Raw genomic sequence first — 21,492 nt, 5'->3', positions numbered from 1 at the left:
TTGCAATATTCCTTGCCACTGGGGTTTGTAATTGGTGAATAAAACGATGGCACCTAATCGCACAGCCGTTGCATCGCAAGAGAGCCTTGAGCGCATTTTTACTGTGCCAGAAGGCCCAGATTCAACGCTTCGCAAAATTGAATCAGAAATTTCGCAGAATCTTTCAGGTTTCCTGAAAGAGAATATCGCTGCGATTGAAAAGCCTTTGAGCGAGATTGAAAAAGACTTTCAGTCGGCTGTGATACCCGAAGAGCCTGATTTTGTTTCCCATTATGCCCAGGACATTCTCGACAAGCTCATCGCCCACTCGGTACATACCTCGGCGCCTAGCTTTATTGGCCATATGACCTCGGCCTTGCCGTACTTTATTCTGCCTTTATCTAAGTTGATGGTGGGGTTAAACCAAAACCTGGTAAAAATTGAAACCTCGAAGGCATTTACCCCGCTTGAACGGCAAGTGCTCGCTATGATGCACCACCTAGCTTATGGCGAGTCGGATAAGTTCTATAAACGTTGGATGCACAGCGCTCAAGCAGCACTGGGTACACTTTGCTCTGGTGGCACGGTAGCTAATATTTCGGCGCTTTGGATTGCCCGCAACAAGTTGCTCGCGCCGAACGGCGACTTCGCCGGTATCAACGAAGAAGGCCTAGCAGCCGGTTTAGTGCATTATGGCTACAAGGGGTTGGCGGTATTGGTGTCTGAGCGTGGTCACTATTCGCTGAGTAAAACCGCAGACTTATTAGGCATTGGCCGCAAAAATATTGTGCCAGTTGCCACCGACTCGCGTGACAAAGTAGATGTAAACGCCATGCGCGAAAAAGCGCAGGCGCTAGCAGAGCAGGGCATTAAAGTAATGGCCATCGTTGGCGTTGCCGGTGCCACCGAAACCGGCTCGGTCGACCCACTAGACAAGCTTGCTGAACTCGCCGCTGAACTACAATGCCATTTTCATGTGGATGCTGCCTGGGGTGGTGCCACGCTGCTGTCGGAAAACTATCGTGGTTTGCTCAAAGGAATAGAACAGGCCGACTCCATAACCATTGATGCGCACAAACAAATGTACGTGCCAATGGGGGCTGGAATTGTGCTGTTTAAAGACCCAACCGATGTGTCGGCCATTGAGCATCATGCCGAGTACATATTGCGCCGTGGTTCCAAAGACTTAGGTGCCCATACCCTAGAGGGCAGCCGCCCTGGTATGGCCATGATTGTGCATGCTTGCATGAAAATTATTGGCCGCAAAGGCTATGAGATTTTGATCGACCGCTCAATTAGCCGAGCCAAACACTTTGCCAAGCTGATTCAGCAAGCGCCAGATTTTCAGTTGGTATCCGAGCCTGAGCTGTGCATTTTAACCTACCGCTATGTGCCCGCCGAAGTACAGCTTGCCCTGCTCGACGCCGACGAGTCAACCAAAGCCTGCTTGCGCAACCTGCTAAACCAGTTCACGGCTAATATTCAAAAACGCCAGCGTGAGTCGGGTAAAAGCTTCGTATCGCGCACCCGCCTAACGCCAGATGCCTATGATAACGAAGCAACTGTGGTGTTCAGGGTAGTACTAGCGAACCCGCTTACCACCAAGCAAATCTTGCAAGACATCTTGGCAGAACAACGCGAGATCGCCCAAAAAGACCCGCTCTACAAACAAATATTGGCCATTGCCAAGGGGTGAGGGGGCGTTTGTTTCCCGAACCTTCGGTTCGTAAAACCTACCCCTCTTTCAACGCTGCCACTTGGCGGATGGTTTGGCGCACCGAGCGGCGTAATACTTGGTTGGCGCTGGTGAGCATGTCTTCTATTCGCTCATCAAAGGCGAGCTTGCCCTCGTCGTTGGTAGTAAGAATGCCACCACTGCGTAAGCCTTGAATAAACTTCTTAAATAGCGCCCGGTCGAAGAACTCGGGTGAGTGAATGCCATTTAATAGCGACAAGCGCTCCGCCATTTGCTGGGCGCGCTGTTCTAGTTCACCCGCCGACAGCGCACCGCTGCCCGACTTGCTTAATACCGACAGCGTTAGGTAATAGCGCTCAAGGGTTGGCATCATCAGTTGTGCTAGGTGCCACAGGCATCTGTGGTTAACCGACAGCTCGTCGGCCATTTCGTATTCACCATCTTGGTATTGCAGCAACTCATGCTCGACTAAGCGCGCTAGCCAGTGCTCACAAAACTGGTTGGCTTGGTCGTCATCCCACGGCAAAAACAGCTCCGACTTAACATACGGGTACAGCGTTGCTATGCGCTTTTGCACACGCTCTAGCGAAAGCCGAGCGCCTTTAGCGAAAATACAGGCAATGAGCGACGGCAAGGCAAATAAGTGCAAGGTATTGTTGCGGTAATAGGTTTGCAGCACGGCTTGCTCGGGCACAATTTGCCAAACATCACCTAGGTTTTGCTTGTGCTGGCGAATCACGTTCATCTTCTCGCCATAGGCTAACCAGTCTTTCGCATCGCCTTCGGGTAGTGAAACATATTCTGAAAACGGCTGCTCGCGTTGCAAATCGGCCAGTAGCTGCATTTGCCGTAACAGCTCAGTTTCGTCCATGGCTTGGCGAGGCGTGGCCAGCATACTGGTGGCCAGCAAATTGATTGGGTTGATGTCGGCCGCTTGGTTAATGCGCGTTACGACTGTTTTGGCTAACTGGTCAACCGTGCCAGTAAACCATTCTGGTTTGCTGTCGTCGGACCATTGTGTATCTCGCCATTGTGGCGCACGCTGGTTTAAAAACTGCTCTAAGTCGATTGGCTCACCAAAGTTCATCGCCACGCGGCCATAGTTGCGCAAGCGGCGAACGGTGCCTAGTAAGCCTAATAAGCTCTCTTTTTTCTTCGCTTTACCGCGCAGTTCGCTTAAGTAGGAATTACCTTCAAACAGCTTTTCATAGCCAATATAAATCGGCACAAACTTGATTGGGCGGCTTGGGTCGCGCAAAAAGCTCTTCATAGTCATGTTAATGGTGCCCGCTTTGGGGTCGAGTGTGCGGCCAGTGCGCGAGCGGCCACCCTCTACGTAGTACTCAATAGCAAAACCACGGGCAAACATGGCATGCATGTACTCATTAAATACAGCGGTGTAGAGCTTGTCGCCACGGAAACTGCGGCGAATGTAAAACGCCCCTGCGCGGCGCAAAATGCTGCCCACAATTGGCATATTTAGGTTCACACCGGCAGCAATATGCGGCAACGACAAACCATTGTAATACAGGCTATAAGACACCAGCAGGTAGTCGATATGGCTGCGGTGGCAAGGCACATAAACCAGGGTGGCGTCTTGTGCTGCTTGTTTTACCTGCTCAACGTTATTGACCGACACGCCATCGTAGATTTTATTCCACAACCAAGTGAGCAATACATCGAGCATGCGCACAGTTGGATAACTCAGGTTGGCGGCAATTTCTTCAAAATATTTGCGCGCCTGGCGCTCGGCGCCATCGCGCCCTTGTTTATGGGTTTTGGCTTGCTGGTCAATGGCAATGCGCACGTTCTGCGACTGCATTAACGAGTTAATTAGCATGCGCCGGTGCGATAAGTCGGGCCCAATAATGGCGGTACGTACACGACGAAAGTGCACGCGCAGTACGCGGTTTACCTTGCGCGCTAACAGCTCGGTATTGTTGTCATCTGCAAGTAGGGAGCGCAGCGAAATAGGCTGGTTCATTTCCGCATAAGTATTGCGGCCATTAAACAGTATGGTGATTAACTTGCGCACTGGGCCCATGGATGTCCAGGCATCGGATAACCAAGCCCCAAAAAAGGTTTGCTGCTTGTTCGGTTTGCGCCCCCACATAACTGATACTGGCACCAGTTGAATGTCTTCCTCTGGGTGCTCAGTAAGGTAGTCGAGCAGCTCTCTTAACCTTGGAGCAATGCCCGAACGCGCTTCGGCAAACGGGTGTGGGCGCCAACGCAATGACAAAAACGGGAACTTGTTTGGCAGCGCAGCGGATGGTTTATATCCACGCGGTAGCTGGTTTTTCTTGGCAAGCTCATCAATGACCAAGCGGTCGGACAGAGATGGGTGCTCGGTAACATAAATAACCGGTTTATTTGGGTCTATTTCAGGTGCCTTAACTGGCTTTTCAAAGCGCACCCATAAAAACATCAACTTGCGCATCCAACGTGGCGCGCCCGACAACCATTGGTTCATTTTGGCTACCTAAAAAATAAATTACATGGCATACATTGCATCACTAGCGCCTATGATGGCAAAGATTCGCTGAACACCCAACCAATCACATCAATAATGTGGTGGTTTTGTGTTAATAATTTCTTGCTCGCTCGATAACTGGCTCTGCTGAATAAGCTGGCGCATTTTCTCAACCAAGTGTGTTAACTGATCAATTTGTACCTGTTGTTGATAAATGGTCTGGTCGAGTTGATCAATTTGGTCTTCACTAAAAGCGATGCGAGTTTCCAATTCGGTCACGCGCTCAAGTAGTTCTTTGTTCAATCAAACCTCCTAGGGCTTACAAAGATGTCTTAATCTGGCATTATTTAGCGCTTAGAGGGGAAATTGTATCGCTTGTACTAGCGATGATTGTTTTCCGGCAGTGCCATTTCCAACTATTGTACCGAGCCTGCCGGTTTTTAGCATTGTTAATGAGGAAGTTATGAAGCATAAAAGGCAGTTACAAAAAATTTGGATTCGTGTTTTTAGCGCCACGATAGTTGCCGTGATTGGTCCTTGGCTAGCCGTGGGGGTAATGAATCTTGTCAATCGCTTGGCCGGTACCGATGTCGTTATTCAAGCATCGGCGGCAACAGTAGTAAGCCTGTTTATTACTATTTTTGTGTTATCTCTAATTAGCCAATGGGTAACCGCACGCGTATTGGGTCGTCGCCGTTACCAAGAGCGCCAATACAATAGCGATGAAGCAGATGTAGATATTGACGACGATGATCGTGAAGACGGCACGGTAAAATGGTTTAGCCGTGATCGTGGTTATGGTTTTATTGTTCGCGAAAACGAAGAGGAAGTATTTGTTCACTTCCGTGCTATTCGCGGCCGTGGCCATCGCAAATACTTACGCGAAGGCCAGCAAGTTAAGTTTGGTGTAGCCGAAGGTGAAAACGGCAAGCCAAAAGCTGTGAACGTAAGCATTGTGTCGGGCTAACCACCCCCTCCGGCTTAGATCAAAAAAAGACCAGGCTTCGGCCTGGTTTTTTTGTGTCTAACGCCTTTAGGTTGGTGAAAAATACAATCTTACATTACGCTTAAGGGTGTTATAGCAGTGTTTGCTGCGAAGGGGGTTGATTGGATTCATCAATGCTAGAAGTGCCAAAGAGTCGCGAAGCCTGGGTAGCCCTGTTGGCAGCCAGTGAATATGTGCCGTTAAACGAAACGGCGCGGGCGATTATTTTGGTCACCGAAGACGACTCTTCTAGTGCCAAACAACTCAACGAAGTTATTTGTCGGGATGCTGGCTTGTCGGCGCAAGTCATCAAACTAGCCAACTCGGCGGCCTTTAATACTTCAAAGCTCACCATTAGCACCGTGTTTCAAGGCATCTTGCGTTTAGGTTTTAACGAAATTAAACGTATGGCGCTGTCGGTGTCTTTATATGAGCACGTGATGAAAAGTTCCGATGCCCCTGAACTGTTGTCGGCCCTAGCGCGGGCATTGGCAGTCGCCAGTTTCTCGCGCCAAGTAGCTGTATTGCGCGGTAAACGCCGCGAAAGCGACCAGCTTTACATTGCCGGTTTGTTGTCGAATATTGGTGAAATCGTCTTTTTGGCGCACCCGGTGAGCAAGCAAACCGACTACAAAACCCAGCTAAAACAAACCCAGCAAGCCGATTTAGCCGCCAAAGCAGTGATTGGCATGAGCTTTTCGATGTTAGCGCGCGAGCTGCTAAAACGCTGGAACATTAAAGGCTTGATTCTAGATGTTCACCAGCAGCAACGCGCAGGCCATAGTGAAGTAGCCACCGTGCGGTTAGCGCAAAAACTAAGTAATCAGTACTTTGCCGACCCAAAAGGTTGCGGGCCACTGTTACAGAGCATTGCGCAATACTGCGAAGTAGACGTAAAAGAAGTTGAGCGCTCTACCCAAGAAACCGCCACCGACATGATTAAACAAGCCGAAGCCATCGGTTTTAAACATGTTGAGCGCTACCTGCCGACCTCGGTGCCAACCCCTGCGCCAGATAACGAGCAAAAGCTAGTGCAAGTGATGCTCAAGTTTAACGAGCTCAGCCAAGGGCCGGTGAACATCAATGAGCTATTTCGCATTGCCGCACAAGGCACCTACGACGCCATTGATGTAGACCGAGTAGCCGTGTGTATTCTTAACCCGAAAGCAAAGCGGTTGGAATCACGCTATGTGCATGGCGCCAACGATTTACACATAAGTGTGTCGGTTAGCCAAGTCGACCAAGATGGCAGTCAGTTTTCTAAATGGTTAGCCCAGCAAAGTGGCGCGGTGTACTTAGCGCGCGACAAGCAGCCTAGCCCCATTGCAAGTATTGCCAAAGGTGACTGCCTGATTGCACCGCTGCGTATTAGCTCAACGCTTGTAGGTATGGTGTATGCCGACGCGCATGGCGAGCCCATAGAAAGTGGCGTGTTTAGTAAATTTAGTTTGCTGGCCAACCAGGTGATTGCTTTGTTGGCCACCGGCAATATTCGCGTTTAGGGTGTCTCTAAAAACCTCAGAGGCGAAATTTTGACGAGGCAAAAATCGGCGAAAAGGCGGAGTTTACTGTAGTAAATGAGTACTTTGAGCTGATTTTTAACAAAGTCAAAATGAGAAAAAGGGGTTTTTAGAGGTGCCCTTTAGGCACTGAGCCACTCAATTTCGACTTCTTCGCCATCGCGCAGGGCTATCCAGGCATCAAGCTCGGCGCCTTCATGCCAGCCACCAGCACCAACACGGGCTTCCACCTGTAAAAAGGCAACTGCTTCACGGGCACAGGCTAGGTCGTTCTGCCAAGGTGTGTGGGCGCTGTCGAACCAAACACTGGTGAAATTACCGGCGCATTTTTCGATGATCATCACCTTAATTGGCTCACCTTCCCAAGTAACGCACGCACCAAAGCCTTTTTTTGGCAGCTTCGCCCATGGGTTGTCGCCAACATTGCCAAACTTCTGCTCAAGCCATTCAATAACTTGCTCGTGCGAGGTGGCTTTTAAATAAATCTCGATATCTGGTTGCATGCTCAATCTTTGTTTAGCAAATAATAAAGTACACGGGCAATGCCCATGCCTGCGTAGCCTAATAGCGCGCGTAAAATACCCAACCCAGCAATTACCAGTGCCAGAAGGGCGGCAAACTCTTGCTGTAATGATGGCCGCAATAAACTCTGTGCCATCATTAACCCCACTACGCCGACAGTAAATATCACCACGCCAGTTGAAAAACGGCGCAGCGCCCGTGGTTGATTGTTCATTTCGTTGGTGGCCCAACGATTAAGCCATTTCAGCATAGTGTTGATAAATCAGGTAGAATACCGGGCAGTTTACCTTGCCTAGGTCAATGTTTGAATCATTAGAGGTTAATATGTCAGCAACGCTGCAACTTGCCAAAGAACTTATTTCACGTTCGTCTGTTACGCCAGAAGATGATGGGTGCCAGCCCCTAATGGAAGAACGATTGGCCAAAGTTGGCTTTCATAACGAAGTAATGCAATTTGAAGATGTGCGCAATCTTTGGTCGCGCCGCGGTAAAGAAGGGCCATTGTTTGTATTTGCTGGCCATACCGACGTAGTGCCAACCGGTGCCGAAAGCGCTTGGAAATACCCACCATTCGAGCCAACGGTAGACGGCGACTTATTGTACGGCCGTGGTGCGGCCGATATGAAAGGAAGCCTAGCCGCTTTTGTTGTGGCAGTAGAGCGCTTTGTTGACAAACACCCAAACCACAAAGGCTCGATTGCCTTGTTAATCACCGCCGATGAAGAAGGCGAAGCGATTAACGGCACCACCAAGGTGGTAGATGCCTTGGTTGCCCGCGATGAAAAAATTGATATGTGCCTAGTAGGCGAGCCGTCTTCTACCAAGGTAGTTGGGGACACCATTAAAAACGGCCGCCGTGGCTCTATGATGGCCTACCTAACAGTAAAAGGCATTCAAGGCCACGTGGCCTACCCACACCTAGCGCGCAACCCAATTCACCAAATGGCACCAGCCTTGGCCGACCTAGCCAGCGAAGTATGGGACAACGGCAACGACTTCTTCCCACCAACGAGCTTCCAGGTGGCGAACATTAACGGTGGCACCGGCGCCAGTAACGTGATTCCAGGCACAGTAGAGTTAATGTGTTCATTTCGCTACTGCACCGAATCGACACCTGAATCACTGCAAGCGCGAATGAAAGAAATTCTAGATCAGCACGGCTTAGAATATGACGTGAAGTTCGACGTAAAAGGCCTGCCATTCCTAACCGACCGTGGCCCATTGGTAGAAGCCGCCGTAGAAGCTGTACGCGAAGTAATGGACTTCGAAACTGAACTTTCCACCGCCGGTGGCACATCCGACGGCCGCTTCATCGCCCCAACTGGCGCCCAAGTAGTAGAACTCGGCCCAATTAACGCCACCATTCACCAAGTAAACGAATGCGTATCGGTAGAAGGCCTAGACAAACTCACCGACATGTACGAAAAAATGCTAGAAAAACTGCTAGCGTAAACCGCTACTAGGTTAGCTGGATAATTCGACCCCCTTGGCTTGCTTGAAAATCTCGTAGGTCCGTAAATCATTCGCGAAGCGAATGTTTGCGGACATGGACGTCCGTACTGAGCTGCACGCAGGTGCAAGGCAGCGTGCGGACATGGGGCACGCCTCTCGCATCGATGCTCGCAGGCCACCCTCCCCAATCCAATTCCAACCACAACCCAACACGCCAATCCTCTCTGCCTTGCAAACTCGCCTACCCAAAATTACTGCTTTTTTGGTCATGTTTTAACCTAGCCATACATCTCAAACTATAGTAGCGTAATTACAAAAGTTAACGTGTATGTGTAAATTTAGGTCGTGTTGTCGTAGCAACAACTAGTAATTAATTAGTTTAAGTCTCGAAAGTGCTTCTCTAAATAACTACGACGGAAGCGCGCATGCGCTATACATAGCTGTTATGTGTATTGAACAATGAGCAACCGAACATGGGCTTGCGTTGACTGTAAGCAAAAATATCGAAGAGATCAGAATGCTTTACGCGCCGTGAAATGTTCTGTGTGTGGCAACGAGTGTGAGCAGGTAGGTTGGAAGATTCGTGTGCCTTCTCCACGTAGTGATAAAAAGTGGAAGCAGTTTTGGCAAGCCTATTTTCGTGAGAAAGAATTGATGATTGCTGCTAAAAACAACCAATTGTTTGGGGATGTGTATTTGCCGATTCACAATGTTGAATTAAGAGCTTGCACCAGACTATACACATAACCAGTTGCAGCAGCTGACGACCGCTAGCTGTCACAAATTTTGTTCCAAAATTACCGCCAGCCGCGCCGCGGCTGTGCAAAGCGTTAAGCAAAACTAAATCTCGGGAATATGATGAGCAAATTAGATCTACAAGTAGAAGAGAAGAGAAAAGAAATACACACGGATGCTTACCCTATGTCCATAGGAGAGGTGATCAATCTATATTCCGACGGCGACTTGGATATACATCCAGAATTTCAGAGGATTTACAGGTGGAACGATGTTCAAAAAAGCAGGTTAATTGAATCAATACTACTCGGGATTCCCTTACCTTCTTTCTTTGTGGCTCAGCGGGAAGACGGTATTTGGGATGTAGTAGATGGTTTGCAAAGGCTGTCAACTATTTTTTCGTTTCTTGGGATATTTAAAAATGAGAATGGCGAAGTACAACCTCCGCTTCAGTTAACAGCAACAGAATATTTGCCAGAGTTGGAAGGTAAATTTTGGAATCAAGATTTTGATGAAAACTGCCTCTCAAAGGAGCTTCAGAGGGCCTTTAAACGAGAGAAAATTGACCTGAAAATTATTAAGAAGGAAAGTGATGAACACACAAAATATGAACTTTTCCAAAGATTAAATACATTTGGAAGCTCTTTGTCAGATCAAGAGGTAAGGGATTGCTTACTAATTATGATCAACAAAAAAGTATATGAATGGATAAGTGCTCTTGCCGACGATGAAAACTTTACAAATGTTTTCCCTCTAACGAATAAACAAAGAGATGAGCAATATCATACCGAGCTTGTGTTGCGGTTCTTATCATTAAAAGACGTCTCAGTTGATAGAATTCGAGGAGGCGTAGATATTGGCGACTTCTTGACTAAGAGGATGAAGGAAATTGCTACCAATCCCAATTACGACATGCAACTAGAGGGAGAGAAACTAAGAAAGACATTCCGCTTACTAAATCTTGCTCTAGGTGAAAATGCATTTAAGAAATATCAAAATGGGCGATATATAGGAGCGTTTTCACTTTCGATATTTGAGGTTATTGGTCTTGGTCTTGGTTTTAATATTGACTCGTATAATGAAAACGACAATACGCACTTGGAGCATATACGAGAGGTCTCGGAAAATTTGCTGGATAACCCAGAATTTATTAGGAATAGCGGTTCCGGTGCACGAGCCTCTAGCAGGCTTCCCCACATATTGCCAATGGGAAGAGAGTTGCTATCTATATGAGAGTTCGCTCCATTGATGAGCTTGAGAACAAAGTAGCTTATGAGTATTCGTGGAGGCGAAAGGAACTTACGAATATGAAAAACCTAACCCTCTCGAGCCGATCCCACATAAAATCGACTTTGTTAAAGTCAAGTTTGGCTTTACTTTATTCGCACTGGGAAGGATTTATTAAGAGTATATCGATAGCATATTGCGAGTATTTGAATTCTCAAGGTTTGTGCTATCAAAATCTAAAACGTAACTTCCATGTTTGTTCGCTTATTAACGAATTTCAGGGTCAATATCCTCCGAGAAATTTCAAGTCGTCCTACAGCATAGTTACGAATGAATCTCTGCGACTAAAAGAGAAGCTAAAAATAGATTCTGAAAAATATATCGACACGAAATCTAATTTAAATTCTTCCGTATTGGAGGAGCTGACCCAAAAAATTGGAATAAGCTATGCACCTTATGAGCTGAAGGAAAACTTGATAGACGAAAAGTTTTTAGGGTTAAGAAATCCTATTTCTCATGGAGAGTATAGAAGTATTGCGGAAGAGGATTTCCTCATATTATATGAGGAGATAACGTCATTGATAGATACCTTTAAAAACCAAATATTGAACTCAGCGGTTCAGAAAGACTATTTGGTAAGTGACGATCCAATCGCTTAACAAACAAATTCAGCGGGTGCTCCGCACTGCTGCTTTGAGTGTTACGCGATACTTTAAGTAATGAGTAAATATTCAGGTATAGCAATATTAGCAGTAGAGCTACTGCAAATGGGTAAAGTTACTTGCCCGAAGGAAGCTTGGAAAGAAAGCGCCAAAAAGTTTTATCCTAATAGTAAAGCATCAAGAGAAAAAGGGTGTCCAAAATCAGCATTTCTCGGGCTTTGTGAAGAGGGGAAGGTTAAATGGTGTAAAGCAGGCTCTTATACAAGGTCAATAGATAATAAAAGTTATTCGATACAAGCATTAAGCTTAATTAAAGAAAACCCTCTCCTTAACGAAACTGAACTATGGAATAGTATTTCAAAGAAAAAATACAATCAGCAAATGCATGTCGTTTTGGCACTTTATCGAAAAGGGTATCTTTTTCTCTAAAGATTAGTGATGCAAAAAGGTTGTAACCGCGGGCAGAAAACTGTTGGCTTTTTTCGTTTCTCAAAAAATTATAGCCAACAATTATTTCCGGTTAGAACGGCATTAGACACTATATGATACACTCTGAATTTCTAGAAAATCTTGAACAATGTGATTATGTGAGTCGAGGAACTGAAAGTCCATTTCGTGAATCGGGTGAATGGATAATCGCCTTTATCGGAGGGAGCGGGAGGTTTTAACGGAATTGTGACGCTACTTATACAACCATCGCTGGTTTGGCAAAAAGTCGATGGGTGTCCAGCTTATCCCATGGGCAGTATTTTCAGAAAATATTTTAACTGCAGTCATAGGTGAAAAATGGATTTTATATATCAAGAAAAAAATAAGATGGTGCTTGGCGCTGCTGGTAGGAATACAGCCAATATTGGTAATGATTATTCTTTATCTTATGGAGAGGCTAAGAATTGCAACCAGTTAGTGGCAAAAATTTTAGAAAATCCCGATAACTGTCAAGAGCTAGTTGACCGACTGCCCTTAAAGCATAGAATTTGCATTTTAAGCCAGCTGGCCTCACTAATTGATCCAAGAATAGATACTCTTAATCCGCAAATGACATTGATTCCAGAAGGAAGTTATCAATTGGGGTTGAGCATTGAAAATTTGGAACTAGAAATGCTTGAAATGGAAAAAATCGGTATTGGCAGGTCATGGATAGAAAAAGAAACGCCTAGGTACGTGTCTAGCCTTCAAGAGTTTGCGATCGGGAAATATCCGGTCACCAATATCGAGTATCTTCAATTTCTCAGGGAGAACCCAGATAAAGAAATACCATCAAGTTGGTTTAACGGAACTTTCCCTAAAGCGCTAGGAAATCACCCTGTTTACAGTATCAATAAAAATACTGCTGTCGAATATTGCGACTGGCTGAGTAAAAAAACAGGCAGGAAATTCAGCCTCCCAAGTGAGGAGCAATGGGAAGTTGCTACGGGTAATGATGACTACAAGCAATATATTTGGGGTGATAAATTTAACAAAGAATATTGTAATTCATTAGAATTAGGATTGATGAACACAACGCCAGTTGGATGCTTTATTGAATCACGTTCTTCATATGGCATATATGATTTAGCAGGCAATGTGGAAGAGTGGACAAGCTCGCTTTATGAACCATACCCAGGTGGCAAGTTTCTTGAAGACGGGTTTAGTAAAGTTGACCCTAAACACCCAATAACAAGAGGTGGAGGGTTTAATGGAGCCTTTGATTTGACACGTTGTACGCGAAGACACTCTTTAAGCTCTATTACACCATTAGGCTTTCGTTTGTGCGAGTCATTCAATTAATAAACGCGCAAGCCCAATCCGGGCTTGCGCATTCTTTTTCTAGCCAATCAATCTAACCGTTATAGCACTACCACTGGGTAGCGGCGTTCTATTTGTTGAATCTCGCGGGTGCGGTTGGCTTGTTGGCGCTGAATGGCTTGTAGCTGGTCCGACAAGCCAAGGCGGCGCTGGTTTAGTTGTTGCAGGTTGCGCTCTAGTTCGGCGCGCGTTTCTGGTTTTAGTTCACCAGCTAGGCGGTCGCGGGTGGTGTTGATCGACTTGGCCACCACTTGCAGTTGTTTTTCTATGTCGAAAATTTGCTGCTGGTCTTGGTCTTGCAGGCGGTTAAGGGTGTTGTAGCGCACGCCGTCGCGGTAGGCTCTTTGGTACTCAAGGGCCATGTTGCTCGGGCAGTTGTTGGTCATTGGCAAGCCAGTGCGGCCATTTAGGAAGCCGTTTGCTGGTGTGCAGTAGCGGCCAAGTGCGTCGCTTAAGCCCCTGCGGTAGGCTTGGGTGTCTACCATTAGGCCAAACTGGCCGCAGGTTTGCTGGTATTCGCCTAGCGCACTGTAGCCTTTGCCTGCGTCGCCATCGATTAAACCAAGGGTGTACCAGTCGCCAGTTTTACACTGATTAAACCGATTCAAGCTAAGCTGGCGCTCGTCACGCTCTAGGCGCACAGCGAGTTCCCTATCTTGCTGTTCTACTAACAACTCACGGGTAGCGGTTAGCTGCGCTTGTAGCAGTTCAATGTCGGCAAGTTCGGTTGCCTGGGTAATTTGCTCAAGTAAATCGGTTATTTGCTCTTCGCTTTTGGCCACGGTTAGTTTGGCTTCTAACCAACGGTTGTCGGCTTTGGCCAACGCTAAAGACAGCTCGCTGTCGTACTTGGCAATGTTGTACTGGCGCGAGAAGTCTGGGTTCACTTCGCTGCATTGGCCACTGTAATCGCTGCCTTGGCTGCCTAGTTGGCGTGCTTTGGTGTCGGTGCAAAAACGCACTAGGCCAGAGTCGTAGCCGCGCAGGTATTCACGCGAGTCAATTGGTCGGGCATAACTTCTACAGGTGCTCGCACGCTGGCTTACAGTATCGGCTGGAAGGCCTGCTAACGCGTCGTCAATGCCAATATCAAATGGTGATTCGCAGGCATTTACTGCGTTCACTGCGCTTTTTGCTTGCGTTACGGCGTTTAACCTTGACGGCAAGCGCTCGGTAAGCGTTTGCTGTTCAACTTGAAGGGCTTTTAGTTTTTCTAAAAACAAGCTGGTACTGTCGAAGAACGCTACGTCCGCTTCGGCTTTGGCAATGGCTGCAGGCAAGGCGGCTAGTCGGTTTTCGTCTTTGGTTAGCTCGTTTTGAGCACGCTGTAGTTGTTGCTCGGCTTGGCTGAGTGCAAAGGCTGGCTTGTATTCGCGCAGGAATGCTGGTTCGCGGCTAGCAGGGCACTGGTTGTAATAAGGTTTGCCTTGTTTGCCCCAGCTAGCGCCATTGGCAGGGGTGCAGAACTCGTTTAGGCCTACGGTGTAACCCTGATCATACTGGCCAATATTGGCGGGTATGTCGTGTTTTTCACAGGCGCGAAAGTCGCGTTCGTTGGCCGATTTTAGGCGCCCTAATATGGCACTTTCATAGCCAATGTCGTACCAGCTTGCTGTGGCGCATTCTTCTTCAGACATCGAGGCGCAGCCAGCGAGTAGGCTAGTCAGCAGTAGTAGCGTGATGGTTTTCTTCACAGTCATTCCTTGCAAGTTTTTAATACTGGCCTAAGCATACCAAAGGCTGGCGCAAAGTAGGCTGCAAAATGCAGCCCATGCGCGCTGTTGTTCAGGTTTAAAGGTGATGAGTTTTTAGCCGATATATTAAAAATGTAACTGGATGTAACGGCTAGCGGAGTTCAAAAATTGGATTTACCGCACAATCGTGGGTAGCGAACGTTGTTCAATCAGACTTACTGTTTGGATAGATGAAACCGGTAACATAAAATTGAACACCTCTCTCTTTTTTACTTTTTTGGGCTAATTGTTTATGGCCGATATTATTTTGTCTTTATTTAAACCCTTTGAGCAGCAGTGGCTAGAAAGGTCGCTTGCACCACAGTTTCTGCACCCAAACTTCACTGGCATTTCCGATACCGGTTTGCGCTATGGCCGGGCCGACTACCAATGCGCGTCTCAGCCAGCAGAGCGTACCCTCGTGCTAGAGTGCATGGCGTGGCATCAGTTATCAGACGAACTAGTACAATTAAGTTATCAAAGTGCTTGGCAAGGCGAGAACGGTAGTTTTTGGCAGCGCGCGCAGCGCAGCTCTATTTGGCAATGCTGCAAGAGTAGTTGGCAGTTGCGGTTCCATCAGGCTACGCCGTTATCGGGCACCCATTGCGCATAAACTTGGTCATCTGATTGGCTGAGGGCAAACCCACATTTTTCTAGCAGTTTCTGGCTAGCAATGTTATCGGCACTGGCGCCTGCAACGATTTGTTTAACCGCTGCCTGCTGGGCAAGGGTTTGTACTTGTTTCACTACGGTGGAGGCAATGCCTTGGCCCCAAAACTTGGGCAGTAGCATAAAACCAAGATACCAAGTGTCTGGGGTAGGTTGATGTATCAGCACCAAACCGGCTGGTTGGTGCTGATATTGAATCTCGTGGAAGATGGCTTGTTGTTCATTTAGCCAGTTAAGGGCCGCTTCGGCGTTGGTCACCGGCTGCCAGTGGTCTGGTAAATGTTTGAGCACCTCGGGGATTAACAGCGCTTGGGCGAGCGCTGTTATCTCATTGGCTGGTTTTTCAACAAGCTGCACTAGCATGGCTTAATCTGTCACGCGCGAAATGAAGCGTTTTTCTTCTGGGTCAATTTTCACCTTCTCGCCGTTTACAATGTAATCCGGCACCATAACCGATACACCATTATCTAGAACCGCAGGCTTAGGCTTTTTGACTGCTGTAGAGCCTTTTAACGACGGCATGGTATCGGCGACTACGCAGTCGATGGTGTTCGGTAATTGAATGCTGGCAAGGTGGCCGTCGATCAACATGCCCTGTACTTGCATGCCGTCTTGCAGCCACTCACCAATGCCCGCTAGGCCCGAGTTGGCCAGCTGGTATTGGTCGAAGGTTTCGTTGTCCATAAAGTTCCAGAACTCGCCATCATTGAACAAGGCTTGAATGTCTACGCGCACGAAGTCTACGTCGCCTAGAATGTCGGTGCCTTTGCAGGTGGCCTCAACTTTTTGGCCTTCTGGAATCGAAAAGGCAACAAACTTATATAACGTTGCCGCGCCGCGGGCAGTGGGTGAGCGAACGTCTACTGAGCGAATGGTGCAGTTCTTGCCATCAATCTCTACAATGTGGCCAGGTTTTACTTCAGCAGCCTTAGGCATAGGTGTTCCTTATGAACGAGTTATTTGGCAATGTTTTTACCGGATGCCCCAGCGCAACTCAAGCAGAACAATTTGAAGATTTGCTAAAACTGCCTAATTGCCGCATTGAGCGCATTGTTTCTGCTGGGCAAACTACGCCAAGCAACCAGCCTTACAAGCAATTAGAAGATGAATGGGTGTTGATTTTACAGGGTGAGGCCGAGGTAACGCTGCTAGAACCCAAAGCGGTTTATCGGCTAACCCAAGGCGATCATTTGTTTATTCCAGCCGGGCGCAAGCACTTGGTGACTTACACGCAAGCCGAGCCTGTCACCATTTGGTTGGCCGTGTTTTCAGGCGTGTCCGCCGGTGCTCGCTAGCCAAGCTGGGTCGAAGCCTAATAAGCGCACCGCTGCTTCGTAGCGGTCGTCTATGTTGGTTTCAAATATAATCGTTTCGTCGGCAGCAACGGTTAACCAAGCGTTATCGGCAATCTCTTCTTCAAGCTGGCCAGCGCCCCAGCCCGAATAACCAATAAGTGGCATCACCGGCTCGGGGCCGAACCCGCTTGCTACCGCCGACAGCGCATCACGCGATGCGGTGAGCGACAGCCAATGGTTGTGCAACGAATGCTGCCAATGATCTTGACGCTTGTGCAGTAAAAATACCTGTTCTACCGACACCGGCCCGCCTAGCATCACAGGTTGCTGTTGCAACAAGTGTTGGTTGGGAATTTCTACTTCGTCTAACAACTCTTTTAAGCCAAAGTCGGGTAGGGCACGGTTAACCACCACACCTGTGGCCCCTTCCTCATCATGATTGAGCAAATAAATCACGGCTCGTTCAAACCAGCTATCGGCTAGGGCTGGCATGGCAATAAGAAAGTGATGGCTTAAATCCAGTTGTTCCGACAAAACACGCCTCTGAGTTAGGGTTATTAAATAAGCGTTGCTCTCTATATAAGCGTTGCAATCAAAAATGGCATGCTCGCGAACGCAACGGCGGTTGAAAGCATGACCATAGCGGCCATTTCTTTCGGTTGGCTTTGATACTGCTCGGCCAATAAATAGTTCACCACTGCCGATGCTGTGCTGGCTTGAATAAGTACTACCCCAGCTACTACACCGCTAAGGCCGAGCATTTGGCATACGCCATATGCTACGGTCATACCGCCAAATACACGCAGCATGGCAAAACCTAGTGGTCTCTTTAGTGTAGTCAGCTGAATGCGTGCAAGGCTAATTCCTAACAAAATTAGCATTAATGGGTTAGCAAGGTTGCCTACAAACTGCAGCCAGTTCCCGAGCCAGCCAGGTAGGCCGGTGTTGCTGGCTTTCATTAAAATGGCGAACATGGCCGCCCAAAAGATTGGGTTTTTGAGCATGGGTTTAAAGCTAAGTTTGCCACTAAACCACATTAAACCAAAGGTAAAGTGCAGGGTGGCAATGGTCACGTAATAAGCCACACCAATACTTAACCCCACTTCGCCAAAAGCATATAAACACAGCGGTAGGCCCATGTTGGCATTGTTAGAAAACACCACTCCAGGTACATAGGCGCGCATTGGCGAGCCTGTAAGTTTGCACACAATGGTGGCCAAGAGACCGGTTGCAAATGCCACAATTAAAGCGGCGAATGCCACTTGGCTGAGTACCTTGGTGTCTACATCTACCTGCACCAACGAGGCAATAATTAGGCATGGCGTGCCAATATTGATGACGGCAAAGTTCAGTGCGTCGGTATCTATTTTTCGCTGCCACTTGCCCCATAGCAGACCAATTAATACTGTTAAAACAACTGGAGCGAGTACGCCAGCGAGTTGCGCGACCATATAAACCTCGATAAAAATTGCTGGCGCGAGTTTACCTGCAGAGTGATATGAACGTCGAGTCAATCATTTTGTTTTAGATTGCGTTATCATTGGGCAAACGACTTTCAGGGTTGAACATGACAAAAATACTTCGTTGGTTACCCATTCTGGCCATTTTAGTATTGGCCGCTGGATTATTCGGCTGGCAACAGTTGCAAGCTTATTGGCTTGCTAACCCAAGCTCGCCCATTGCTAACCTAGATGAACGCTTAGTCGACGAACTGGTACTCGACAACGGCCTGCAGGTTTATTTAATTAGCGATGCCAAGGCGAAAAATGCCTATTGGCACTGGCAGGGGCCTGCGTCTCGCGGTGTAGTAGCATTGGCCGAGCGGCCATATCAGAACACTACCATTAAACGCTATGTCACAAGCCTAGGTGGCCAATGGCAAGCGTTTAGTGGCATGGCCGAAACGAACATTAAAGCCAGTGGGCGAGACCCACAAGCATTGCTTGATATGTTAGCAAGCCTAGTGGCCGACCCAGCCAAAGACTATCCAAGTGATTGGCGCGGTGCTGCCATTCGCAATCAGCGTCCGTTTACCAGCGACGCCAAACTAGTGGTGAGCAGTGCGCTGTCATTAGCAGACATGCGTGCCCAGTTGCCAGCGAGTTTAACAACGCTTAGCCCAGCACAGCCAAATGGTGCGGTAGAGCTTGGTTTAACCCGCACGTTGGACTCCCTAGATGTTGCCGCGCGCATGTCTATTCCGGTAACGAATATTGGTAGCCAGCCAATCGAACAAGCGCTCGCAACGCTAGCGGATTATTCGCCGGCCCCAACAAGCTGGCAGGTTGAGCAAAACTGGCTGCATTTTGAATTTGCCAATGCCGACGACTTATCACAAGGTATCGCTTGGTTTTATGCTTTGTCGCAGCAGTGGCCTAACTTTGCTCGCTTCCAAAATGCACTAGGCTGCTACACCAACTTGTCTGACCGCTTGCTGCGCCTTGGCGCTAGTGGTGCTATGCAGTCATGTTTAACGGCCGACCCAGCGCTTAATTTCTCCAGCGACCAAATTGCCATTGCTCTGCGTGGCACCACCAATGAAGACCGTGTAACCCCTGCTTCAACGTTTAGTAATGTGGCTGAGTTAGGGCGCATTTGGCCAGAAAGACCACTGCCGATTGTGGCGCAAACCTTTAGCCGCGACCCTGTGGTGACTAGCACCTTATATCGCCAGCAGTTGTCGTTAGTTCATCAAGACGACGCCTGGGCGCAGTGGCATCGCCAAAGTGAGGCGCCGGTGTCGCAATTGTTTGTTGCTTGGCAGTTGCAAGAAGCCGATCTCGCCAGTGCTCAGTTACTGGCTGCGGCCATTAATGCGCCTGGGTCGGTTAATCAGCAGCTTAGTCAGCGCCATGTGTTGGTGTCGGCTGAGTTGGTCAACGCCCAACTTCAGGTAAGTTTTATTGGCCCGGCGCAAGAAATAGCTGGCGCGGTGAACAGTTGGCTGCTGTGGTTATCTACTATTGATGGGCAGTTCAACCTAGCACAAGCGCAGTTAAGCCAAACACCGGTTAAGTTTTTGCAGCAGCAACCAGCCATTACCGCCGCCAGTGAGTTAACGAGCGATGCCTGGCTTGGCGCACTGCAAACGTGGTTATTTAGCCGCCCGATGCTGGCCATGCACGATGGCCCGCTCGACCAAACCAGTGTAAGTGAAGTGATGCAAGTGTTGCGCCGCCAGCTAGAGGGCGCCGCGCAGCCACAAGGTGGCTTACACTGGCAGTTAAACGAGCCTACTTTCTTGCTCACCGAAGGTGGCGATACTTTCCGCTTGAACTTGCCACGCCAAGACTACAGCGAAGCCGCGCAGCAGCTGATGTTGCAAGCTTGGTTAGAAGATGCCCTGCGTGACTATGGGCTGGCTCAGTCACCGCAGTTGCAAACTCAAGTTGAGCAGTGGCGCGATGTGTTACGCGTGAGCATTGCCGCCGATACCGACCCAGGATTACTGGAGCTACATTGGCGTCGATTCATTAGCCGCTTAGCCGAGCAAGTGAAAGCCATTGAAGGGCAACAGTTTGATGCGTGGCGCATGGGTCTGGCCGAAAGTGTTGCTCGCCTGCCTGAGTCGCCTGTGCTACAAGCGCAATTAGACTGGCAAGCGGTCAGCCGTGGCTATGTGCACCTAGATGAACGCTTGCGCCACAAAACCGCCATTACGCAGATGAGTCAAGACCGCTTTGTGCGTTGGTTAGAAACCCTTGCCGAGTCGGATCGTGCCGCATTGTGGCATCATCAGTACAGTGGCCAGTTTGGCAGCTATAACAAAGCTGAGTTCGCTACGGATCGTCGCGAAATTAATGATCCATTTGTGTTACTTGATTGGGACGCAGAGGCAAAATTATCACCAAGCCTTCTGGTTCGTGACTAACAATGCCACCTAAGCGCTCGGCGTAGCGTGCTGCAATAGCAAGCTGCCAGCCGAGTGCTTCATCATTTTGTTTGGCCAGCGATGCATGGCGCAAGGCGCGCCTCAGTTCGCTCGCCGAAATATTCAACGGCCCACTTATTGTCATTCGCACAACTTCGTTTAAGTCGCTATGTTGGTGGCGAATGACCTGTATTTCTTGCTCGTGGCTAAATGCCAAGGTGGCGTGCACCATGGCTTTCACTAGCTGATCCCCCCAGGCTTTTGGCATGCTGACGGCAATATCGCTATCTGCTAATAACAAGTTAATTGGGTGTTGCTCGGCTGCTGTGGCAAATAAGCGGTCGAGCCATACGTCATCTAGCTCGGGTAATTGCTGCTGGCGCTCTAATTGCGCTACGGCGGCGAGCTCGTCGGCGTACTGGCGTATTTGACTAACGGCTTTGTGACTCATTTGATTCTGTGGGCTAATGGTTCGAATGGCGTCGCTGGCCAGTGTTTGCAAATCGTCGGCTATCCATTCCGAAAGCTCGGCGCGGTTTTGGCTAAAGCGTTCGGCTTTTTCGCGGGTGAGTACGGCGCGTTTTTGCTCGTGCTGCAAGCGTTCAATTTCTAAATGGCTGGTGTGCACCCGTTGGGCATAGTCGGAAATTCGCTCACGAAAGTCGGCGACGGTCTGCATAATCGCCCAAACGCTGGCAATGGTACTCAGCACTAGGGCTACCCAGCTTAATGGTTGCCAGTGCGGCGCCATGAGTGATTCAGGTAGCGGAAGGTCTGGGTAGTTTAACCAGAAGGCCGCCAATAAACAGAGCCAGTTAATCGGCAGCCAGATTGCCAAGCGTTTGGTCATGTGAGCACTCCTTACACAATTACTTGGAGTATAGG

Annotated in this window: 21 protein-coding genes; 11 read left to right on the top strand and 10 right to left on the bottom strand. The window is 48.4% G+C overall.

What is annotated here, in order from left to right; translation table 11 throughout:
• Positions 1-46 precede the first annotated feature (46 nt).
• A complete protein-coding gene (gene panP, locus DUW71_RS06225; RefSeq protein ID WP_119394379.1) occupies positions 47-1,675 on the top strand; it encodes a pyridoxal-dependent aspartate 1-decarboxylase PanP in 1,629 nt (542 codons plus the stop codon).
• Between the two features lie 37 nt (positions 1,676-1,712).
• Here the strand turns inward: panP and plsB are convergent, their stop codons facing one another.
• Both plsB and DUW71_RS06215 read right to left on the bottom strand, forming a co-directional pair.
• Positions 1,713-4,148, bottom strand: coding sequence for a glycerol-3-phosphate 1-O-acyltransferase PlsB (gene plsB / locus DUW71_RS06220; protein WP_119394378.1), 2,436 nt, complete (start codon positions 4,146-4,148; stop codon positions 1,713-1,715).
• Between the two features lie 90 nt (positions 4,149-4,238).
• The gene (locus DUW71_RS06215; protein ID WP_119394377.1) at positions 4,239-4,451 is read right to left on the bottom strand and encodes a SlyX family protein; all 213 of its coding nucleotides are present in this window, start codon (positions 4,449-4,451) and stop codon (positions 4,239-4,241) included.
• A gap of 160 nt (positions 4,452-4,611) precedes the next feature.
• On the opposite strand from DUW71_RS06215, the gene DUW71_RS17985 reads away from it, so the two are divergent.
• Positions 4,612-5,115, top strand: a complete 504-nt coding sequence (locus tag DUW71_RS17985) for a cold-shock protein (protein ID WP_325048581.1) — start codon at positions 4,612-4,614, stop codon at positions 5,113-5,115.
• A gap of 140 nt (positions 5,116-5,255) precedes the next feature.
• Entirely contained in the window at positions 5,256-6,635 is a 1,380-nt protein-coding gene (locus tag DUW71_RS06205) for an HDOD domain-containing protein (RefSeq protein WP_158583905.1), read from the top strand.
• A gap of 140 nt (positions 6,636-6,775) precedes the next feature.
• Here the strand turns inward: DUW71_RS06205 and DUW71_RS06200 are convergent, their stop codons facing one another.
• Both DUW71_RS06200 and DUW71_RS06195 read right to left on the bottom strand, forming a co-directional pair.
• On the bottom strand, positions 6,776-7,156 hold the full coding sequence (locus DUW71_RS06200; RefSeq protein ID WP_119394375.1) for a hypothetical protein: 381 nt from the start codon (positions 7,154-7,156) through the stop codon (positions 6,776-6,778).
• 2 nt (positions 7,157-7,158) lie between these two features.
• On the bottom strand, positions 7,159-7,389 hold the full coding sequence (locus DUW71_RS06195) for a hypothetical protein (protein ID WP_158583904.1): 231 nt from the start codon (positions 7,387-7,389) through the stop codon (positions 7,159-7,161).
• 110 nt (positions 7,390-7,499) lie between these two features.
• On the opposite strand from DUW71_RS06195, the gene dapE reads away from it, so the two are divergent.
• The 5 genes from dapE (at position 7,500) to DUW71_RS06170 (ending at position 13,021) form a co-directional block, all read left to right on the top strand.
• On the top strand, positions 7,500-8,627 hold the full coding sequence (gene dapE, locus DUW71_RS06190; protein ID WP_119394373.1) for a succinyl-diaminopimelate desuccinylase: 1,128 nt from the start codon (positions 7,500-7,502) through the stop codon (positions 8,625-8,627).
• Positions 8,628-9,485: 858 nt separating this feature from the next.
• The gene (locus tag DUW71_RS06185; RefSeq protein WP_158583903.1) at positions 9,486-10,595 is read left to right on the top strand and encodes a DUF262 domain-containing protein; all 1,110 of its coding nucleotides are present in this window, start codon (positions 9,486-9,488) and stop codon (positions 10,593-10,595) included.
• Complete coding sequence (locus DUW71_RS06180) at positions 10,592-11,248, top strand: MAE_28990/MAE_18760 family HEPN-like nuclease (protein ID WP_119394371.1); 657 nt, start codon at positions 10,592-10,594, stop codon at positions 11,246-11,248. The genes DUW71_RS06185 and DUW71_RS06180 overlap by 4 nt, the downstream gene beginning before the upstream one ends.
• A gap of 60 nt (positions 11,249-11,308) precedes the next feature.
• Entirely contained in the window at positions 11,309-11,680 is a 372-nt protein-coding gene (locus DUW71_RS06175; RefSeq protein ID WP_158583902.1) for a DUF6979 family protein, read from the top strand.
• A gap of 357 nt (positions 11,681-12,037) precedes the next feature.
• On the top strand, positions 12,038-13,021 hold the full coding sequence (locus DUW71_RS06170) for a formylglycine-generating enzyme family protein (RefSeq protein ID WP_119394369.1): 984 nt from the start codon (positions 12,038-12,040) through the stop codon (positions 13,019-13,021).
• Positions 13,022-13,080: 59 nt separating this feature from the next.
• Here DUW71_RS06170 and DUW71_RS06165 read toward each other — a convergent pair whose 3' ends face one another.
• Positions 13,081-14,733: a DUF2799 domain-containing protein gene (locus DUW71_RS06165; protein ID WP_158583901.1), complete on the bottom strand. Its 1,653-nt coding sequence runs from the start codon at positions 14,731-14,733 to the stop codon at positions 13,081-13,083.
• 292 nt (positions 14,734-15,025) lie between these two features.
• Here DUW71_RS06165 and DUW71_RS06160 point away from each other — a divergent pair, with 292 nt between their 5' ends.
• The gene (locus tag DUW71_RS06160) at positions 15,026-15,385 is read left to right on the top strand and encodes a nuclear transport factor 2 family protein (protein WP_119394367.1); all 360 of its coding nucleotides are present in this window, start codon (positions 15,026-15,028) and stop codon (positions 15,383-15,385) included.
• Here the strand turns inward: DUW71_RS06160 and DUW71_RS06155 are convergent.
• Together DUW71_RS06155 and DUW71_RS06150 are read right to left on the bottom strand one after the other, a co-directional pair.
• Complete coding sequence (locus tag DUW71_RS06155; protein ID WP_119394366.1) at positions 15,349-15,804, bottom strand: GNAT family N-acetyltransferase; 456 nt, start codon at positions 15,802-15,804, stop codon at positions 15,349-15,351. The two genes, DUW71_RS06160 and DUW71_RS06155, sit on opposite strands and share 37 nt — an antisense overlap.
• A 3-nt stretch (positions 15,805-15,807) precedes the next feature.
• On the bottom strand, positions 15,808-16,377 hold the full coding sequence (locus DUW71_RS06150; protein WP_119394365.1) for an elongation factor P-like protein YeiP: 570 nt from the start codon (positions 16,375-16,377) through the stop codon (positions 15,808-15,810).
• Between the two features lie 11 nt (positions 16,378-16,388).
• Here DUW71_RS06150 and DUW71_RS06145 point away from each other — a divergent pair, with 11 nt between their 5' ends.
• Positions 16,389-16,736 (top strand): cupin domain-containing protein, encoded by a 348-nt coding sequence (locus tag DUW71_RS06145; RefSeq protein WP_119394364.1) that lies wholly within the window; start codon positions 16,389-16,391, stop codon positions 16,734-16,736.
• Here DUW71_RS06145 and DUW71_RS06140 read toward each other — a convergent pair.
• Together DUW71_RS06140 and DUW71_RS06135 are read right to left on the bottom strand one after the other, a co-directional pair.
• Positions 16,710-17,270, bottom strand: a complete 561-nt coding sequence (locus DUW71_RS06140; protein WP_119394363.1) for a YqgE/AlgH family protein — start codon at positions 17,268-17,270, stop codon at positions 16,710-16,712. The two genes, DUW71_RS06145 and DUW71_RS06140, sit on opposite strands and share 27 nt — an antisense overlap.
• Before the next feature lie 41 nt (positions 17,271-17,311).
• Entirely contained in the window at positions 17,312-18,187 is an 876-nt protein-coding gene (locus DUW71_RS06135) for an AEC family transporter (protein ID WP_119394362.1), read from the bottom strand.
• A 116-nt stretch (positions 18,188-18,303) separates the two neighbouring features.
• On the opposite strand from DUW71_RS06135, the gene DUW71_RS06130 reads away from it, so the two are divergent.
• Complete coding sequence (locus DUW71_RS06130) at positions 18,304-20,607, top strand: hypothetical protein (protein ID WP_119394361.1); 2,304 nt, start codon at positions 18,304-18,306, stop codon at positions 20,605-20,607.
• On the opposite strand, the gene DUW71_RS06125 is transcribed toward DUW71_RS06130, so the two are convergent.
• Positions 20,534-21,457 carry a hypothetical protein gene (locus DUW71_RS06125; protein ID WP_119394360.1) on the bottom strand — a complete coding sequence of 308 codons (924 nt, stop codon included), beginning with the start codon at positions 21,455-21,457 and terminating at the stop codon, positions 20,534-20,536. The two genes, DUW71_RS06130 and DUW71_RS06125, sit on opposite strands and share 74 nt — an antisense overlap.
• Positions 21,458-21,492: the final 35 nt, after the last annotated feature.

The sequence above is a fragment of the Salinibius halmophilus genome (assembly GCF_003577475.1).
GTDB classification, from domain to species: domain Bacteria; phylum Pseudomonadota; class Gammaproteobacteria; order Pseudomonadales; family Natronospirillaceae; genus Salinibius; species Salinibius halmophilus.
Note: the sequence above shows the minus strand (reverse complement) of the source record. Positions and strands in the feature narration are given on the sequence as shown.

What these genes read in the sequence shown, in the direction of transcription:
- plsB (WP_119394378.1), bottom strand. Translation starts at nt 4,148, where the DNA reads ATGAACCAATGGTTGTCGGGCGCGCCACGTTGGATGCGCAAGTTGATG.
- DUW71_RS06155 (WP_119394366.1), bottom strand. Translation starts at nt 15,804, where the DNA reads ATGCTAGTGCAGCTTGTTGAAAAACCAGCCAATGAGATAACAGCGCTC.
- DUW71_RS06160 (WP_119394367.1), top strand. Translation starts at nt 15,026, where the DNA reads ATGGCCGATATTATTTTGTCTTTATTTAAACCCTTTGAGCAGCAGTGG.
- DUW71_RS06185 (WP_158583903.1), top strand. Translation starts at nt 9,486, where the DNA reads ATGAGCAAATTAGATCTACAAGTAGAAGAGAAGAGAAAAGAAATACAC.
- DUW71_RS06130 (WP_119394361.1), top strand. Translation starts at nt 18,304, where the DNA reads ATGACAAAAATACTTCGTTGGTTACCCATTCTGGCCATTTTAGTATTG.
- DUW71_RS17985 (WP_325048581.1), top strand. Translation starts at nt 4,612, where the DNA reads ATGAAGCATAAAAGGCAGTTACAAAAAATTTGGATTCGTGTTTTTAGC.
- panP (WP_119394379.1), top strand. Translation starts at nt 47, where the DNA reads ATGGCACCTAATCGCACAGCCGTTGCATCGCAAGAGAGCCTTGAGCGC.
- DUW71_RS06150 (WP_119394365.1), bottom strand. Translation starts at nt 16,377, where the DNA reads ATGCCTAAGGCTGCTGAAGTAAAACCTGGCCACATTGTAGAGATTGAT.
- DUW71_RS06200 (WP_119394375.1), bottom strand. Translation starts at nt 7,156, where the DNA reads ATGCAACCAGATATCGAGATTTATTTAAAAGCCACCTCGCACGAGCAA.
- DUW71_RS06135 (WP_119394362.1), bottom strand. Translation starts at nt 18,187, where the DNA reads ATGGTCGCGCAACTCGCTGGCGTACTCGCTCCAGTTGTTTTAACAGTA.
- DUW71_RS06125 (WP_119394360.1), bottom strand. Translation starts at nt 21,457, where the DNA reads ATGACCAAACGCTTGGCAATCTGGCTGCCGATTAACTGGCTCTGTTTA.
- DUW71_RS06175 (WP_158583902.1), top strand. Translation starts at nt 11,309, where the DNA reads ATGAGTAAATATTCAGGTATAGCAATATTAGCAGTAGAGCTACTGCAA.
- DUW71_RS06195 (WP_158583904.1), bottom strand. Translation starts at nt 7,389, where the DNA reads ATGAACAATCAACCACGGGCGCTGCGCCGTTTTTCAACTGGCGTGGTG.
- DUW71_RS06170 (WP_119394369.1), top strand. Translation starts at nt 12,038, where the DNA reads ATGGATTTTATATATCAAGAAAAAAATAAGATGGTGCTTGGCGCTGCT.
- DUW71_RS06180 (WP_119394371.1), top strand. Translation starts at nt 10,592, where the DNA reads ATGAGAGTTCGCTCCATTGATGAGCTTGAGAACAAAGTAGCTTATGAG.
- DUW71_RS06145 (WP_119394364.1), top strand. Translation starts at nt 16,389, where the DNA reads ATGAACGAGTTATTTGGCAATGTTTTTACCGGATGCCCCAGCGCAACT.
- dapE (WP_119394373.1), top strand. Translation starts at nt 7,500, where the DNA reads ATGTCAGCAACGCTGCAACTTGCCAAAGAACTTATTTCACGTTCGTCT.